Below are 15,493 nucleotides of genomic sequence, written 5' to 3'. Positions count from 1 at the left end.
TACAATTTACAAAACAAAAGTCATTATTTTGCTGTTCGTGGTACAAGTTCTAGCTTTAGCTGCATCCCAAGCCCTTCTGCAAGCCTTTTTACCATAGCAAGGCTAGGATTACGCGTCCCATTCTCTATTCTGCTAATATCTGCTTGAGTAATACCTGTTTTGGCAGAAAGATCCTTCTGAGTCATATGCTGGTTAATTCTGGCATCAATCATTGCTTGGATAATATCGTACTCTGCCTCAAGAGAGTCATACTCAGCTTTAATCTCCGGGTCTTTTAATGCTTTTTCTTTATATTCTCTATAACTGCTCATTTACAATACCTCCGCTCATAATCAGTTTTATACTTCTTAGCCAGTTCAATCTCTGCTTTTGGTGTCTTTTGAGTCTTCTTTACAAATCCATTTGTAAGAACAGCTTTCTGACCAACAAAGAAAAAATAGAACACTCTAGTAATATTTGAACCTTGCTTTGTCCTAAGCTCAAATATTCCATCTCCTATCGGTCCAGAATGTGGTTCCCTAAGCTGTGGACCATTTGCCTCTAATAAATCAATAGTTCTAAGTGCTTTTGCATGCATTTTGGGTTCCAATGAATCCAAGAATTCTTGGACAGGGCATCGACCATCCTCCATATCGTACAGCTCAATCTCGTACATTAATATAGATCCTTCCTAAAAATATGATATGTCGTATAGAACATATTGTCAAGGTATTCCCTTCACAACTGTTCATACATATATAATTGTACTCACAAGCATGCCCCTATATATGTACACGAAAAGCCTCCAGACAAAAGTCTGAAGGCTTTTCATTTGCTGAGGCTGAGGAGGCTCGAACTCATCTCGGTCTCAAAAAATATTGAAAGAAAGGCATTTGTTGCCTCTGCATTTATAAGTTAAACCTACTATCACTATATATCTCTTCCCTGATACTGCACAGTAACAACCAAAACTCTACCATTACCTTCATCAATTCTAAATATAGCAATATAGTTATCAATAATTAATTGTTTATATCCTTTACCTGCATATCTACCAGTTATTCTATCTTGATGAGATTCAGGCAATGTATCGAGCCCTAGTATAGCTTCTTTTATTCTATCAATCTGTCCTTTTGCATTTTCTGGAGACAACTTTTCATAAGCAATATAAGCATATATTTCTTCTATATCCCTATACGCTCTTGGCATTAATTCTACAGTATACTTATTCAAAATACTTTTTCTCCAATTCTGCAAAAGCATCCTTTGCATCTATTGTCTTACCAGTTTCAGCAAACTCCTGCTCTGCCTCAAAAATAGCCTGATCAATACGATTTTCCCTTGCAAACTTCTCGTATAATTCTGCACTCATAACTACAAGATCACTATATCCATTTTTAGTAATAAAAATAGGTTCCTTTTTTCTATGTGCAATTTCTGATATTTCACTTGTATTTCTTAAATCTCTAATAGGCATAATTGTTGGCATAATAAACACCTCCTTATTTGTCTTTATTGTAGCATAATTATGCTACGCTGTATATGTTTTTAATTTCTTAGTTGGTTACAACCTGTAACCAACTCGTGACAAATTGTCACGTTTTGAACTATCCGGATTTTGCGGATAGTTCATAAAATAAAAAGCACGTAAGCCAATGCTTACGTGCTTTCCTTTGCTGAGGCTGAGGAGGCTCGAACTCCCGACAACCTGATTAAAAGTCAGGTGCTCTACCAACTGAGCTACAACCCCATATTAAATTGGTATGCGACTATTTCCAAAAGAAAAAGGCATAGACTAGAAACTGGGCTAGCTGGATTCGAACCAGCGAATGCCAGAATCAAAATCTGGTGCCTTACCGCTTGGCGATAGCCCAACAAAGGACTTAATTGCCCTTATTCAATTTGTTGCTATCGCAACAGGGTGGGTAGAGGGGTTCGAACCCTCGACCTTCGGAACCACAATCCGACGCGCTAACCAGCTGTGCCACACCCACCATATTCAAACTTGTTTAATAAAACAAGGAAGTTCGCCTGATTTAACGATCAGCTTCGCTGATACAGGCTCACAGTAAATTTTTATAAAAGCTACGCTTTCATAAAAAATTACCTCAAATGTGCCAGAAGGGATTCGAACCCCCGACCCACGGCTTAGAAGGCCGTTGCTCTATCCAGCTGAGCTACTGACACATATGCAACATATTAGAAATTTTGTTTTTTTCGTTCGACTTGCATGTGTTAAGCACGCCGCCAGCGTTCATCCTGAGCCAGGATCAAACTCTCATGTTAAATATGTAAGCAACTCCAAGTTGCTTGAGTTCAATTCCAGGTCAGCACAAAACTGACTTGTTTACTATTAAAGGTTTCGTTTCATTAAGAAACTTAAATGAATTTCAAGGATACATGTTTCATTTTGAAAATGTATTAATTCAAGGTTTGTTTCACTGTTCAGTTATCAATCTTCGTTTGTGCTGTGTGACTTGCTGTCCCTCAGCGCTCGATTATAATATCACCCAGAATTACTAAAGTCAACGGATTTTCTCCCATTTTTTAAAGTACATCTATTCACCATTTTGAGCTCAATTGTTTGAATTGTACAAACTGTATGTTCAACTTTCTTTTTGCACTAGAATTAAGGAAATGTTGTCTTTTTATAAGGCTTTATATTTTGAATACTTTCATATATAAATAAGAAAAGGCAACCACTCTACTGAATGGTTGCCCTTCTTGACCTAGCGCAGACTAGGTATGTTCTAATTAACCAATTATCTCTTGATTAATATGGTGTACATAATATATATCGGTTTTTAATATTCATAGTAAATGCCTTTTATAGTTTTTCATAAGCATATCTTGGATAGTTATCCTGTATTACATGTATTATTCCGCATTTCTTAAAGCCAAGTTTTGCGAGAAGATTCTGCATTACTTTATTATCAGTATGAGTGTCTACTCTTAAATGATTGCACTGGCTAAATGCCCAATCTATACAAAACTTTCCAATACCTTTTTCAGAACCATCTGATGCAAGTCTATGGATAACTCCATAAACACTATCATCAATCCATGATCCATCTTCTATATTTATATATGTAGGTTCAATATCTTTTCCTTCTATATAATAGAAGGTACCTATTACATCACCTGCATCATTAACACATACATAACTATTGTCTTCATTTATGTCATTATGAATCAATTCCTCTGGTGGCCAGTTGTTAGGCCCCCACTGATTAGGATTTCCTGTCTTTGCCATAAACTCTCTGGCATATGCATATATTTTCATGAGCTGAGGTACATCAGCTTCTACTGTTTTTCTTATTTCCATTACTAAGTTCTTTCTATATATTATAAAGTCTTTTCAAATATCTGATCTGCAAGTCCTACAATAGGTTTAAAATCTGCAATCTTTTTGAATCCATATTTTTCATATAGGCCACGATGCTCACTCTTTAGATAAACCCTAGTTAAGCCTAATTCTTTGCCATAACTTAGTGCTTTTTCAATTAGCTTTTCAGAAACTCTTTTGCCTCTATAGGATTCATCTACAAATACTAGATTTATGAATGGATGATAGTCGTATTCAGGTGGGATATATCCATCTTCTTCAAAAACGCAAAATCCTACAATCTCATCGTTTTCAATCGCTGCAAATATCTGCTCGTCACCTTTAAAGTCACCGTTTTCCATTCTTGTCGCTAAATTCTTGCCTGGGTTCCATGAGCACTTACTTGAAAAGGCTATCAGCTTATCCCAATATGGCTCATTTTCATTTACTAATATAATATCCATTACTACTTATATCCCTTTCGCTCTTTGGCTTTTTCGATAAGTTCTTTAGCTTCCTCAAAAGCCTCTGGAAGTGTGTCGGCAAACCATTCCTTGCCTGCCTTTTCTTGCTTCTTTATTTCTTCCCAGGCTGCATGCTGTTCTTCCTTTGAGTTATAGGTTACTCCAGCAAAAACATGAGGGTGTCGTCTTACCATCTTTTCAGATACAGTCTTTGCTACATCTTCAAATGTAAACAGGCCTTCCTCTTCTGCTATCACTGAATGGAACATTACTTGAAGCAGGAGATCACCAAGTTCCTCTTTTAGATTTTCTGCATCGCCTGTCTTGGTGTAATTATTAATTCCATTAATTACTTCAGCAGCCTCTTCTATACATTCTGGCTTTAGGCTTTCATGGGTTTGTACCCTATCCCAGGAGCAACCGTTTTCACCTCTTAGTGTTTCTACTATTTCTTTTAATCTATCGATTTCTGCCATGATTTACCTCATTGTCAATATTTGAGTTCAAATGTGTTTGGAGTATAGATTTGAGTCGATATATCCCTTTGCAAAGCCTAAAACAATATCGCTCGACAAACCTCCCCCATGGGAGTCGGATATTATCATGATGTCCTTTGTAATGCTTGTTAACTGTGCGTCGGTTAACTCAATCCCTTTTCTTTTAAGAAAGAGATTCCCTACAACTTTTTTACAACGTTCTAAGTCTTCATTAGATATATCCATAAGTATCCCCTCATGATTTGTAATAATCGGAGTGACGCGATTTGAACGCGCGACTTCTACATCCCGAATGTAGCGCTCTACCATCTGAGCCACACCCCGTAAAGTAAATGGCTGCAAAGATTACTACGAGTGGATAATTCTCCTTTTATCCAACGTCAATTTGCCTTTCCCGTTCCTTCAAAATCTGTATATAATTTTCTAACATTAAAGTTTCTTTTCCTTCTGGCGGAATGTTACATCTAACATTCTTACTCCCAGATAAATCTTTAATATGATTTATATCAATAATTTCGTCTTTAAAAAACATCGTAAGTTTTTGATCATTTATCCATCTTTTAAAGGCTTCATCATCCTTAAACGCATAACTAAACCTTCCTTTTTGAAAACATTCAGCCAAAAAATGAGGCATATAGTCATATACTGGTTCATCACCTTTTTCCTGTAGTTTTCTGTTTGGAAGAATCATTGTATTTGCTTTAGTTTGACCTATTTCAAATAATTCAGATAAAAGAATTGCTCTCTTATCATCGCGAGGTAAATACTGATTCAAATTATCAACTTCCATCAATTTATTTAAAAAACTAATCTTATTATTAATATTGCCCACTCTATTTAACTTAGTATAAGAATTTATCCTTACAAGAATTGTTCTCAAAGGTAGCCATAATGAAAATATTGTATCTGCAAATAAGTTACCATCATTTAAAATACAATCTAAGTCATGTTCACTTCTATACTTATCATGTTCTTGCGGATCATCCTCATATTTTGATTTAGGAGCATTCTTATCATAATCACACCAAAAAGCTATCTTTGTTTTAATTGGTTCATAAATATCATTCATTTCTATCCACCTTAAATAAACTATCTATGTTCTAAAATCATGTCGACCTTTGCCATAATTATCTATATCGCTATAAGTATCTGCATTTCTGAGAATTACTATTAATTCGTCCAATCTCATATGAGTATCTCCTATTCAATCTGTAAACTACCTCAAACACTCTTATATGATATTTTATTTAAACCCTCTTTCAGATACAATACACACTAAAAATAAACACGTCATAGCTTTTTTATATAAAAACGGCCCATCAAGAGCTTTCGCGGCATAAAACCTTTGGTTTATTCCACGGTCTCTTGACAGGCCTAGACCTCCTGCTTATTATCGGATGCCGATAACAGGGGCTGTTGTTCTTATATTTATATATATCAGTTATCGCTTAATTCATTCTAGCAGGAGGTCTTCTCTTGTTTTACCTCCTCCAGGAACTGTTGGATTTGATTATTGGCTAGCCTTTGGGTTTAATCAATATCCAAATCTTACATCGCCTACATAAGTATCATCACTATAGTCTACATAGTGAATAAAGGAAACCATAAACACATCATTACTATCTGGATGATTCATGAAGTAATCTTCAAAGGCTACCTTATGATATTCTCCTTCTTCAGTACGTTGACCCACTATTCTTACAACTGACTTTTCGCCTCTTTCATATGCTTCAAGAAGGTTTTCTCTTGTAAATGCTTTATCTAAAGTATCAACATCCTCTTCTTTACACATACTTCTTGCATAGTTATAGCCTTCTGTATAGCTTCCTGTTTCAGGAAGAAGTGTATTCATAAAGGTTTCTCTTTTCATCACATGGTAGCTATCTCTTGTCAGGTTTGTAAAGACTACCATATGGAACTTACTATAGACTGCATCTATAAGTGCTCTTACCTGACCGAACGCTGTCTGAGATGCAAATGGATCAAAGAAGTCTACATCAACTGGAGCTTCATTAGTACACATGTTGAAAAACTCATCATGTGTTACAGGCTTTGAAAACAGGTATCCCTGGATATAATCACAATCGCAGGTGTTTATGAAATCAAGTTGCTCTTTTGTTTCTACACCTTCTACTACTGTTGTAAGGCGAAGGCGGTGAGCCATATAGAAAACGGATTCTAGAGTGATTCTTCCTTTTTCTGACTGGCAGTTATCCTCCAAGAAGGACTTATCTATTTTTAATACTTTTGCAGGAACATCTTTTACAAATGAAAGGGACGACATACCTGAGCCGAAGTCATCAATGGATACTGTATATCCAGCTGCTTCTACTCTTTGAACCCAGGCGATAACATCTTCTTTTTCAGCTACTACATCAGATTCTGTAATTTCTACCCCAAGCAAGCTCTTATCAATATGATATGCTTCTACCAGCTTATCAAGTTTATCTACAAAGTGTTCATCCTTAGCGTGCTCTCTTCCGAAGTTTACGCTTATCTTTATAGCTTTATCACCAAGCTCTTTGATTGTTTTACAAGCTTCTTCTGTAATATACCAATCTACTATACTTACCTGGCCTTTTTCTTCAAGTTCTGGGATGAACTCTGCTGGTGGTACTATGGTGCCATCTGGCTTTACCCAGCGAACAAGTGCTTCGGCTCCGCCGATTACACCTTTTCTTGGGTTATACTGTGGCTGATAATATGCCTGCAGCTCATTATTTTCCATGGCTGCTACTATGTTATCGAGTAATGTTCCTTTCATTAATTATCTTCCTTCAAACGTTACAAAACTATATAGCGCGACAATTTCAAATTTTATTATCACGCAAACAAATTGTCAATAAATTTCTTGTCTTTTTAATGTCACTTATTTGAGTAGTCTGATACTGCCTACTACTGGTACTTCTGTTTCTTCTTCACGGGTTGCGTAGATGAAACCTATAAACCAAAGGATAGTTGCAAGTGGCATTGCTACCATTCTTATATAAGGAAGGAATCCTACCAAAGAGATCAAATGAATAATTAATGCCTGGTTTAAATGAAACTTTGCTCCTTCTCTATCGCCACATAAGTATGCAAGGATGAATCCTATATAAGAAAAGTATGCTACGATACCTGTCATCTTCTTTGACATTGTCTGATTTGTTGATTTGTTTTCCATTATTAATTACCTCTTTCCATTTCTTCAAAAAACTCTTCCTCGTCTATTTCATCAAGAAGAGTGTTAACTGTATCTTCATCCAGCCCTAAGAACTCAATATTTTCTGTAGGTGCCACAAAGTGAATGCCATTTGGTATTTCATAAGGTCTGTTTGCCTTGTAGGAATACATGGCTCCTACTGCAGTAAGATAGTTTTCTATATCTCCTGCAGGCATGATTGTAAGTGTAAGTAGTGGTGGAATTTCTGCCTTTGAGTTTGCTTTTGATACAAGACTAAAATACTCATCCAAAAGTCCTGTCAGCTGAACAAACTCATAATCTCCACTATCGTTAAAGGTCAGTTCAAAGGCTGAGTTATAGTCTGGTACAATGGCAACATCCAAGATGCCGTAGAAGGATGTGACAGTATCTATCATTTCATTTTTAACTACATCCATGATGCCCACTACTACCTGAGCTTTTGACTTGCCATCTTCATCTAAGCCTTTGACTTCATTTAAGAATTCATTTTGATCCAAACTTTTGGCTCCTTTCTTTCTGATATCTGGCTTTATAATTTAAAAGCGTCGCACTTGTATGAATACATATTTTATTTATGTTTTTTATATAATTTATATTTTTTATGCGCACAGAATTGCTATTGTGTATTTAAAGGCCTATCTATCCAGGTTTTTAAAGTATTTCTTTGTATCGAATAATCCTTTATAGTCCTGATGAAGTCTTAGTTTCTTAGCTTCCTTTACCATGTAAAGCTCCATATATGCTGCATCATCAGAAGACAAAAGCTTATATTTTAGGCCTTTAATCATAGTTTTGGCCTTAGTGGTGGCTTCTATTCTTTCCAAAAGACCTAAGGTTTCATTCTTATCTTCCTTCATTAATGCTCTAAGAAGCATTATCTCCTCAAAATCAAGGACTACCCCCTCTACTAGATAGTGGCAACGCTTTAATATCAAAGAAAGGTCCATCAATCTCTCTTCATTTAAGAAGACCTTAAGATTTTCCATATCTATTTCAGGCTTTGATGGATAGTATCCCTCATTAAGAAGAACCATATATACAAGAAGCCTGTTATAATCCCTATTTTCTACCTCTTCTTCTGTAGCAAATAGTTCTGCCAGTATCTCCAGCACTGCCCTATTTATCATGCCTTTATCACTAAACTGGCTTGTATAGACGTTCTTTGCAATATAGGCCTCACCATTTCCCTTATCAAAGTGGCCAAATCTACCATCCCACAAAATCTCTGTAGGTCGTGGGGTAATACCAAACACCTGAAAAAATCTTGTAAGATGATTAATGCCCACATCCGATTTCTTTGGCGGTTTGACTTCCTTTACCTTAGCTCTAGCAAAAGTCATTTCATCCTTAAAGACAGGAAGGAAAATTTGCCCTTCTACTCCAGTAGAACGCTTACCCAGTTCCATAATGCTATTTTCAGAGAGCACGTACTTTTCGATATTTCCCTGATTAAATAGATAAGCGTGATTGAAGGCCCCAAGATTTGGATTATTTACTACGATTTTTATATATCTATCAAGGTTTGCCTCATCAATGGTTTCTAAAGCTTTAGACAACTGCGTAAGCATTACCCACCACCTGATAATTCTTTAATTTCTTCTTGATTACATTTAGCATTTCCTGCTGGCGGAATACCTCATCTTTTATGTAGCCACCTGCGTAGAGATTTAAAAGCACTGTAAATACAAGCTTCATTGCCTCTCTGTCTCCATACTCCTTCTTTTCAATGTTAGAAAGTGTTGTATGCTTCTTTAGAAGTTCCTTTAGGTCATTGGCTGGTTCCATGGCATACTTCTGCTTATCTACCTCTGTTACTACCTCAGTGCCCTCTCTTGATACAGACACTTCTACCTCAGTAGTATCAAGGAAGCATTCAAACAGAAATCTCACGGAGCCAACCATACGCTCTGCAATCAATTCCTTTACCTGTCTGGTTTTCACTTCCAGTGATTTATCTTTCATTCAATAATTCCTCTTCCTTTGTAAGCTCATACTTTGCTTTTTCAGCTTTTATACGGGCTGCCTCTTTTTGCTCAAAGAGCTGTTTCTTTCTTAGATCCTTTTGTCTTTGCTCTCTCATAGTTGCTTCAAAATAGGACTCTTTCTGCTCAATAAAGTTTGTAGGCTGCTCTTCAATAGTTACCACATCTTCTCTTTGCTTCTGCTTTGACATGAAGGCATACTGCATGGCAGCCATAAAGCCCAAAACATTCTCATTAACAGGGTTGTTTTCTACAGGCTTTTCAGCGGCCTTCTTTACAATCTTCCTATGTCTTAGATTTACAAAGATCATGTCTATAAAATTTGAAAACAGCATTACTACAACAATTCCTGCAACTAAGATAAGAAAATATACGTTATTAAGCGGGGTTGGCAGGTTCGCAAAAAACTCTGTAAAAAGCCTGGTCCCCTCTACATAATCTATAAATTTATCCATTTGCTACCTCTTTAAATAAGTCTTTTTAATTCTTTCTTTGCTCTGACTTCTTCTCTTTTTTCCATTTCCTCAAAGTCCTTGATTTCCTTAAGGTCTGATGTAAGAGCCTTATAAATATCATTACCCTTAGGGAACCTTGAATAAAATGGCACAAGGTTAGATCCTGTATACAAGAGACCCTGTCCTCTTGGAGCATTTGTTATATACGAAACTTGAGTGTCAGATAGATTTAAAATCTCCCTGAGTCTTTCTCTATCAGGTCCTGACTGGCTAAGTATAGCCAGGTAACAACAGTTTTGAAGCATATCTCTTGCTGTTGGGCTTTCAAGCAGACTGGATACGTTTTGAGTAATACCTGTTGGAACTCCTCCGTACTTTCTGGCTCGTCTGAAAAGAGTATTTAGAAATGTAGCTGAATACTCATTCTGAAACAGCAGATATATTTCATCTACAAAGAACCAGGTATTCTTTCCTACCTTTCTGTTGGTTACAATTCTGTTCCAGATGTGATCTAAGATTGTAAGCATAGCAAGAGACTTAAGTCTGTCACCTATATCCCTGATTTGATATACAACAAAACGACTTCTTGTTTTTACGTTGGTCTTAAAACCAAAGGTGTTAAGCGATCCCTTTCCTGTATAAAGCTTTAGTGCCATGGCAAGGCTTCTTGCCTCTGGCTCTCTTCTTTTAGCCAATAAAAACTGCAGGTCTGTAAGGGTTGGCATCTCATCTTCAGGAATGTCCATTAGTCTTCCGTTTACTACAAATGGCTCAAACAACTCCTGAACACACTCATCAATGATTGTCTGCTGAATTGAATCAATACCAAATGGAGATGATAAGATACACTCCATTACCTTAAGAACGAAGTCGGCCTTTGCGTTAACTGGATTTGTTTCATCCTCAAGCTCATAGCTATTTACAATCTCAAGAGGATTTATGTGACTCTTTCCATCAGGCATGATTTTGATTACTTCTCCACCTAACATGGTTGCAAGGGCCGTATACTCATCCTCAGGATCTATAACTATGATGTCAGCATTGGTCTTAAGAAATACTGAAAGCATCTCCACCTTACTGATAAATGACTTACCAGAACCTGGGCTACCAAGTACAAACCCGTTAAAGTTGTTTGAACTCATGCGGTCATAGACAATTAAATTCTTTGAAATCAGGTTGCAACTGTAGTTAATTCCCGACTTATCGTTTAATTCCAATGTTGAAAACGGAATAAATATAGCCGCAGAACTTGTAGTTAGTGTTCTTCTGTCTCTAATCTGGCTGTTGCAAAGAGGAAGCGTTGAATTAAAGCCCTCTTCCTGCTGATTAATCATTACGTTGATTGTTGCTGCAGCCTTTTTATATTCAGTAATAATTGTCTCTGTGTATTCATCAAGCTGTTCTTTATTTTCAGCAAAGATTGTTACTGTAATACTGGTTTCAAACAGGTGCTCATCCCTTGTATGCATGGCATCCCTTAGTGCAAGAGCCTCCGCTTCTCTATCTAAAATCTTTGGATCCACATAGGAATCATCATAGATACCAGCCTTTTGTCCTGCCTGAAGAGCTCTTTTCTTTTCATCTCTGATGAAAGATAGGTTCTTTGCTACCAGAGCGTCTGCCTGCTTTGCAGAGATTGGATGAATGTTTATTGTTGTAAGCAGACTGAAATTCATATCTGTAACGTTTGTAAGGAATTCATCTGAAAGCCTGCTTGGAAGCTGTGTCACCCTTAATGTTCTTGCAAACTTATTGCCCATGGTCATATACCTTGGCTCAAAGGTAAAAGATGATGGCGCAAGAAGGTCATTTATGGTAAGACCCTGGGAGCGCATGTTTTCAAAGTCGAAGCTCTTTTCTTCCTTAAGCTGGCCCTTATCATCTACTGTTCTATGGGTTTGAACCAAAAATGTGTCATCATCATTAAAGATGTCATAGAGAATTTCTATTTCCTCAGGAAGTGTCAGGGGGATTGCAAATGAGCCGATCTTTTCAAATGACTTATTTAAATCGTTGCTTATTCTTGAAAACTCATCAAAAGCCTTCTTTGGAGTCTTTGATTCTACTGAAACAGATAGGTACTTAGCTTTTACAATGCCGTTTTTACCTTCTTTGATTCGGTCTAGGATAATGGTATTCATCTGCTTTCTCAGATAGTCCCATTCATCTCCAGCCTCTTTTATTAGCACATCCTCAGATACTTCGTTTTCATTGATAGCTCTGTTAAATATTGTGATGGCAAAATCTACATTAGAACCGAAGGAATTAAGAACCTTTCTGTATCCCTCGTAAATTTGGGCCTGCTCTTCTTCCATGGCTGTAAGATAGTTATTATCTCCAAGCCTGTATATCTTTACAAAGCGGCCCTTTGAGGTTTCAATAAGACCGTATTTTTCATAGACACCACTTATTCTGATTGTCTTTTGTGTTGTTGATATATTTATATTCATCTTATGTAATTCTCTTTAACCTTTGATTTCTTCTGCTTCTTAAGGCTTTTTCTTACCTGCTTATTTGCTAAATCAATCTGCTTTCTTCTTGCATACTCCTTATTTAGAAGTGTTACATAAGCATTCTTTGTCCTATAGGTTCTTTTCTTGGTTCCATAAAAGGCCTCGTTTATCTTTTTAAACAAAAACTCTTCCATTGGTACTCCATCAAACTTGATCCAGCCAAAGGCAAAAGCTATGGCGCCAACCACCATTGAAGGAATAATGCTTACATAAAAGTTCATTGAAAACAGCAGTGCAAACAATATAGCCATAAGAAGACTTATTAGAACACATATGAACTTTCTCATGCTTAAGCCTAAAAGAATCTTGTTTTCCTGCTTTATTTCCTTTTCAATATCTACACTTAACATCTGATCCTCCTTAACTTAGTTTCTTAGGCTATACCTAATGCAGTCTTAGTTATGTCATTAGCTCTAAAGCAGACACCTACCTGAACTATTCCTACAATTACCTGCTCCCAACAAAGGGAACCAAAGTTGTTTGCTGTTACAGCCTCTGCAAAGATTGACGCCTGAATGCTTGAACCAATGATTACTGCAAGTAAGATAATTGAGCCTGACATGGAAAGTGCTATGACATTTTTTATGGCACGAGCTGTATTTGATGTATTGGCATCACCCTTTGCTATATCAGACAAAGCTATAGGACTTACCACTGCCATAAGGGTTAGCTCTATAAATCTTGACCAACACACTACCTGCAAAAGCACCCAGCAAAGCTTATTGATAACCCATGGAATAAACATCTGGGTTACATACCCTACCTGTACTCCAAGGTCTGCCATATTTTGAAGTAAGCGCTTTATGGCACTGGCATCAGGATTTACTGTATAGATGTCTGACCATATCTCTGCTTTTACATCATCTAAAGCTGGAGTGTTGTAGCCTGTGGATGTAGCCACGTTATAAGCTTTAAGGACTATGGCTGAGCCAATGTTAGCTATTCCATACACAAGCTCCATTGCCTGGCTTATAAGAACTACTCCTATAACAAGAAATACAAACTTCTTTATCATCTTTTCTATGTACATCTGATTAAAGGAAAGCTCCTCAAGTAGGCCGGCCCCAAAGTACATAATCATTACCATGATCCCTAAGTTTTGAAATATCTTATAAAGCTTTGGGATAACTGCCATGTTTATTGTCATCCCTCCACTGGCGTTTCCAGTCTTTCCAACATTAGCTGCTATGGTGACTGACCCATTTTTAATAGTGTCAAAGTCTATGTAGAGAAGATTTTTAATATCTCCTACTGTCTGACCTTTAAACATGTCATCAATCCAGTCACTGATAAGACCACTCATGATGTGCTTTTCTGTAAATGGATCAGGAATAGCAAAAGCAATAGAAACCACTAAGAAGGCAGTCATGGCAAAAAATGTAAATGCCAGTATTTTATATTTACTAATTCTTATCATTTAAAATCCAAAGCCCGATAGACCTGCAAGCGCTAAGGATGCATTGTCTGTCTTCGGCTCTTCCTCCTTCTTTTCCTGAGGCACTACTCTTTGAGTTATTGGCTTTATATCCTTCTTCTGGCCAACTTTGCTGGTGCAACCGGTTTCCACTATTAGCCAGGAAGGCAGGTACTCATCACTTTCTTCCATAAGCTGATAGATAAGTTGTGTTATAACTGCACTTCTCTTTCTTTTTAGTGCCTTAACAAACTTGATTATTTCCTCATCTTCAACCTCAAAATAAAACCTTGCCATGTGCCACCTACTTAACCAACGCCTCAGCGATTTTTTCATAACCAATGGCATTAGCTGAAATGCTGTCGATGTAATGAGTAATTCCAAACATCTTTGATTTTTCAATGTATTCCTTAAGAACCATTGAGCCACCACCTAAGAAGATTGATGGGTAGACTCTAAAGTCAGCAACCTTGGTATGCAACTGATTGATAAGCTCTGTAGTAAACTCAGCTGTAGTCTGCTCTATTCGATTCTCAACCTGCTCTTTAATATCATCCGGAAGTGGCAGTCTCTTATCTTTCAGATATCCATCAACTGTTTTTGTATCAAGTGTTACTCCGTAATCATTGATTACATCATCAATAATCTGACCTCTAAGCTTTGACATACCCATTTCTCTACTAAGCATTGTGTCCTTATCTGGCATTCCATCTGTAAGACCTACCATGTCCACTGTTCCATCGCCGATATCGATGCAATAAACAGTGCTGTTCTCTTTGATCACATCTCCCATCATGATGGTTGCTCCAGCATAGTCCTGAGGAAGCACAATTACATCCTTCAGATATGCCATGATTGACTTACCGTTGTACTTAAAATTAATTCCATTTTTCATGTGATCCTCAAAGTACTTCTTAAATGCCACATGCTGCTTTTCAAAATGAGCTGGTGGAAGTCCTAGCGCCAAAACTATTTCTTTTCCATTTAGACCTGAGAAGTTTTTCTTGAAGTCATAATCTTGCGTTTTTTCCTTCAAGCGGGCTTCCCATTCCTTTGCCATGGCAAACATGGTAAGAATTAGTGCTTTATCATCAGCAGTCTTATCTGTCTGGTATGCAAACTTATTTGTAGTCAGGCTATAGAACTTGCCCTGGTATTCAATGATGTCCTTAGAGAACAAGTGAGAAGGTTCTGTCTCCTGCATCTTGAATCCACAAGGGAAGCTTTCTCTGACCGTCTTCATGTTTCCATTTCCATGGTCAATTCCAAAAATGATATTTTCCATTCTTCTTTCCTCCTGCATATAAAAGGGACCAAAATTTGAGTTTTGGTATACCTAATATGAAAGTTGGACAATATATTTTTTTAGTCTAAAAAAAGAGGCTCGTTTTGAGCCTCTTTAAATGAACCATGTGTCCTATATAGATACAGTATTTATCAGCTTTCCTAGCTGTTCCTCTTTAATCTGATTTCTTAAATAAACTGCACCTGAATCCTTCAACACCACTACTTCATCACTCATTGTCAGTTTCAACCCTTTTGAATATGAGAATACATAAGCATTGTCATACTCACTTACGGTATCAAGCAATACCTTTCTGGATTGGGCCAGTTCTCTGGCCTTTTCGAATTTGATCATATGCCTTTACCTCCCCATAAAAAAATCTGCCCTAGCTTCGG

At 37.0% G+C, this 15,493-nt stretch carries 20 protein-coding genes and 5 tRNA genes; all 25 read right to left on the bottom strand.

The window, feature by feature from the left end:
* Positions 1–23: 23 nt before the first annotated feature.
* The 25 genes from BMY66_RS05465 to BMY66_RS05340 all read right to left on the bottom strand — a co-directional run bounded on the left by BMY66_RS05465 (position 24) and on the right by BMY66_RS05340 (position 15,452).
* On the bottom strand, positions 24–311 hold the full coding sequence (locus BMY66_RS05465; protein WP_090394444.1) for a helix-turn-helix domain-containing protein: 288 nt from the start codon (positions 309–311) through the stop codon (positions 24–26).
* Positions 308–655 carry a type II toxin-antitoxin system RelE/ParE family toxin gene (locus tag BMY66_RS05460; protein ID WP_090394443.1) on the bottom strand — a complete coding sequence of 116 codons (348 nt, stop codon included), beginning with the start codon at positions 653–655 and terminating at the stop codon, positions 308–310. Before BMY66_RS05460 ends, BMY66_RS05465 begins: the two co-directional genes overlap by 4 nt.
* 254 nt (positions 656–909) lie before the next feature.
* Complete coding sequence (locus BMY66_RS05455) at positions 910–1,212, bottom strand: type II toxin-antitoxin system RelE/ParE family toxin (protein ID WP_090394442.1); 303 nt, start codon at positions 1,210–1,212, stop codon at positions 910–912.
* Positions 1,205–1,468: a type II toxin-antitoxin system prevent-host-death family antitoxin gene (locus BMY66_RS05450; RefSeq protein ID WP_090394441.1), complete on the bottom strand. Its 264-nt coding sequence runs from the start codon at positions 1,466–1,468 to the stop codon at positions 1,205–1,207. Before BMY66_RS05450 ends, BMY66_RS05455 begins: the two co-directional genes overlap by 8 nt.
* A gap of 188 nt (positions 1,469–1,656) precedes the next feature.
* Positions 1,657–1,729: transfer RNA gene (locus BMY66_RS05445), tRNA-Lys, on the bottom strand.
* Positions 1,730–1,781: 52 nt separating this feature from the next.
* Positions 1,782–1,853 (bottom strand) — tRNA-Gln (locus tag BMY66_RS05440).
* A gap of 46 nt (positions 1,854–1,899) precedes the next feature.
* A tRNA-His gene (locus BMY66_RS05435) sits at positions 1,900–1,973 on the bottom strand.
* Between the two features lie 119 nt (positions 1,974–2,092).
* Positions 2,093–2,166: transfer RNA gene (locus tag BMY66_RS05430), tRNA-Arg, on the bottom strand.
* Between the two features lie 640 nt (positions 2,167–2,806).
* Positions 2,807–3,304 (bottom strand): GNAT family N-acetyltransferase, encoded by a 498-nt coding sequence (locus BMY66_RS05425; RefSeq protein WP_090394440.1) that lies wholly within the window; start codon positions 3,302–3,304, stop codon positions 2,807–2,809.
* A gap of 20 nt (positions 3,305–3,324) precedes the next feature.
* The gene (locus BMY66_RS05420; protein WP_090394439.1) at positions 3,325–3,768 is read right to left on the bottom strand and encodes a GNAT family N-acetyltransferase; all 444 of its coding nucleotides are present in this window, start codon (positions 3,766–3,768) and stop codon (positions 3,325–3,327) included.
* A gap of 2 nt (positions 3,769–3,770) precedes the next feature.
* On the bottom strand, positions 3,771–4,244 hold the full coding sequence (locus tag BMY66_RS05415; RefSeq protein WP_090394438.1) for a MazG nucleotide pyrophosphohydrolase domain-containing protein: 474 nt from the start codon (positions 4,242–4,244) through the stop codon (positions 3,771–3,773).
* A 272-nt stretch (positions 4,245–4,516) separates the two neighbouring features.
* A tRNA-Pro gene (locus BMY66_RS05405) sits at positions 4,517–4,589 on the bottom strand.
* Between the two features lie 46 nt (positions 4,590–4,635).
* Positions 4,636–5,334, bottom strand: coding sequence for a hypothetical protein (locus tag BMY66_RS05400; protein WP_090394436.1), 699 nt, complete (start codon positions 5,332–5,334; stop codon positions 4,636–4,638).
* 465 nt (positions 5,335–5,799) lie between these two features.
* A complete protein-coding gene (locus tag BMY66_RS05395; protein WP_090394435.1) occupies positions 5,800–7,029 on the bottom strand; it encodes an EAL domain-containing protein in 1,230 nt (409 codons plus the stop codon).
* Between the two features lie 105 nt (positions 7,030–7,134).
* Positions 7,135–7,428, bottom strand: a complete 294-nt coding sequence (locus BMY66_RS05390) for a hypothetical protein (RefSeq protein ID WP_090394434.1) — start codon at positions 7,426–7,428, stop codon at positions 7,135–7,137.
* A gap of 2 nt (positions 7,429–7,430) precedes the next feature.
* On the bottom strand, positions 7,431–7,946 hold the full coding sequence (locus tag BMY66_RS05385) for a hypothetical protein (protein ID WP_090394433.1): 516 nt from the start codon (positions 7,944–7,946) through the stop codon (positions 7,431–7,433).
* A gap of 138 nt (positions 7,947–8,084) precedes the next feature.
* Positions 8,085–9,017: a hypothetical protein gene (locus BMY66_RS05380; RefSeq protein WP_090394432.1), complete on the bottom strand. Its 933-nt coding sequence runs from the start codon at positions 9,015–9,017 to the stop codon at positions 8,085–8,087.
* Positions 8,998–9,411, bottom strand: a complete 414-nt coding sequence (locus tag BMY66_RS05375) for a hypothetical protein (protein WP_090394431.1) — start codon at positions 9,409–9,411, stop codon at positions 8,998–9,000. Before BMY66_RS05375 ends, BMY66_RS05380 begins: the two co-directional genes overlap by 20 nt.
* Positions 9,401–9,886, bottom strand: coding sequence for a hypothetical protein (locus BMY66_RS05370; protein ID WP_090394430.1), 486 nt, complete (start codon positions 9,884–9,886; stop codon positions 9,401–9,403). The genes BMY66_RS05375 and BMY66_RS05370 overlap by 11 nt, the downstream gene beginning before the upstream one ends.
* An 11-nt stretch (positions 9,887–9,897) precedes the next feature.
* Entirely contained in the window at positions 9,898–12,336 is a 2,439-nt protein-coding gene (locus BMY66_RS05365) for a VirB4-like conjugal transfer ATPase, CD1110 family (RefSeq protein WP_090394429.1), read from the bottom strand.
* Positions 12,333–12,749: a PrgI family protein gene (locus BMY66_RS05360; RefSeq protein WP_090394428.1), complete on the bottom strand. Its 417-nt coding sequence runs from the start codon at positions 12,747–12,749 to the stop codon at positions 12,333–12,335. Before BMY66_RS05360 ends, BMY66_RS05365 begins: the two co-directional genes overlap by 4 nt.
* A gap of 23 nt (positions 12,750–12,772) precedes the next feature.
* The gene (locus BMY66_RS05355; protein ID WP_090394427.1) at positions 12,773–13,816 is read right to left on the bottom strand and encodes a hypothetical protein; all 1,044 of its coding nucleotides are present in this window, start codon (positions 13,814–13,816) and stop codon (positions 12,773–12,775) included.
* Complete coding sequence (locus BMY66_RS05350; protein ID WP_090394426.1) at positions 13,817–14,110, bottom strand: hypothetical protein; 294 nt, start codon at positions 14,108–14,110, stop codon at positions 13,817–13,819.
* 7 nt (positions 14,111–14,117) lie between these two features.
* The gene (locus tag BMY66_RS05345) at positions 14,118–15,098 is read right to left on the bottom strand and encodes a ParM/StbA family protein (RefSeq protein ID WP_090394425.1); all 981 of its coding nucleotides are present in this window, start codon (positions 15,096–15,098) and stop codon (positions 14,118–14,120) included.
* Between the two features lie 132 nt (positions 15,099–15,230).
* Complete coding sequence (locus BMY66_RS05340; protein ID WP_090394424.1) at positions 15,231–15,452, bottom strand: hypothetical protein; 222 nt, start codon at positions 15,450–15,452, stop codon at positions 15,231–15,233.
* Between the last annotated feature and the right edge of the window lie 41 nt (positions 15,453–15,493).

This window comes from Pseudobutyrivibrio sp. C4, assembly GCF_900111635.1.
Lineage (GTDB): Bacteria > Bacillota > Clostridia > Lachnospirales > Lachnospiraceae > Pseudobutyrivibrio > Pseudobutyrivibrio ruminis.
Note: the sequence above shows the minus strand (reverse complement) of the source record. Positions and strands in the feature narration are given on the sequence as shown.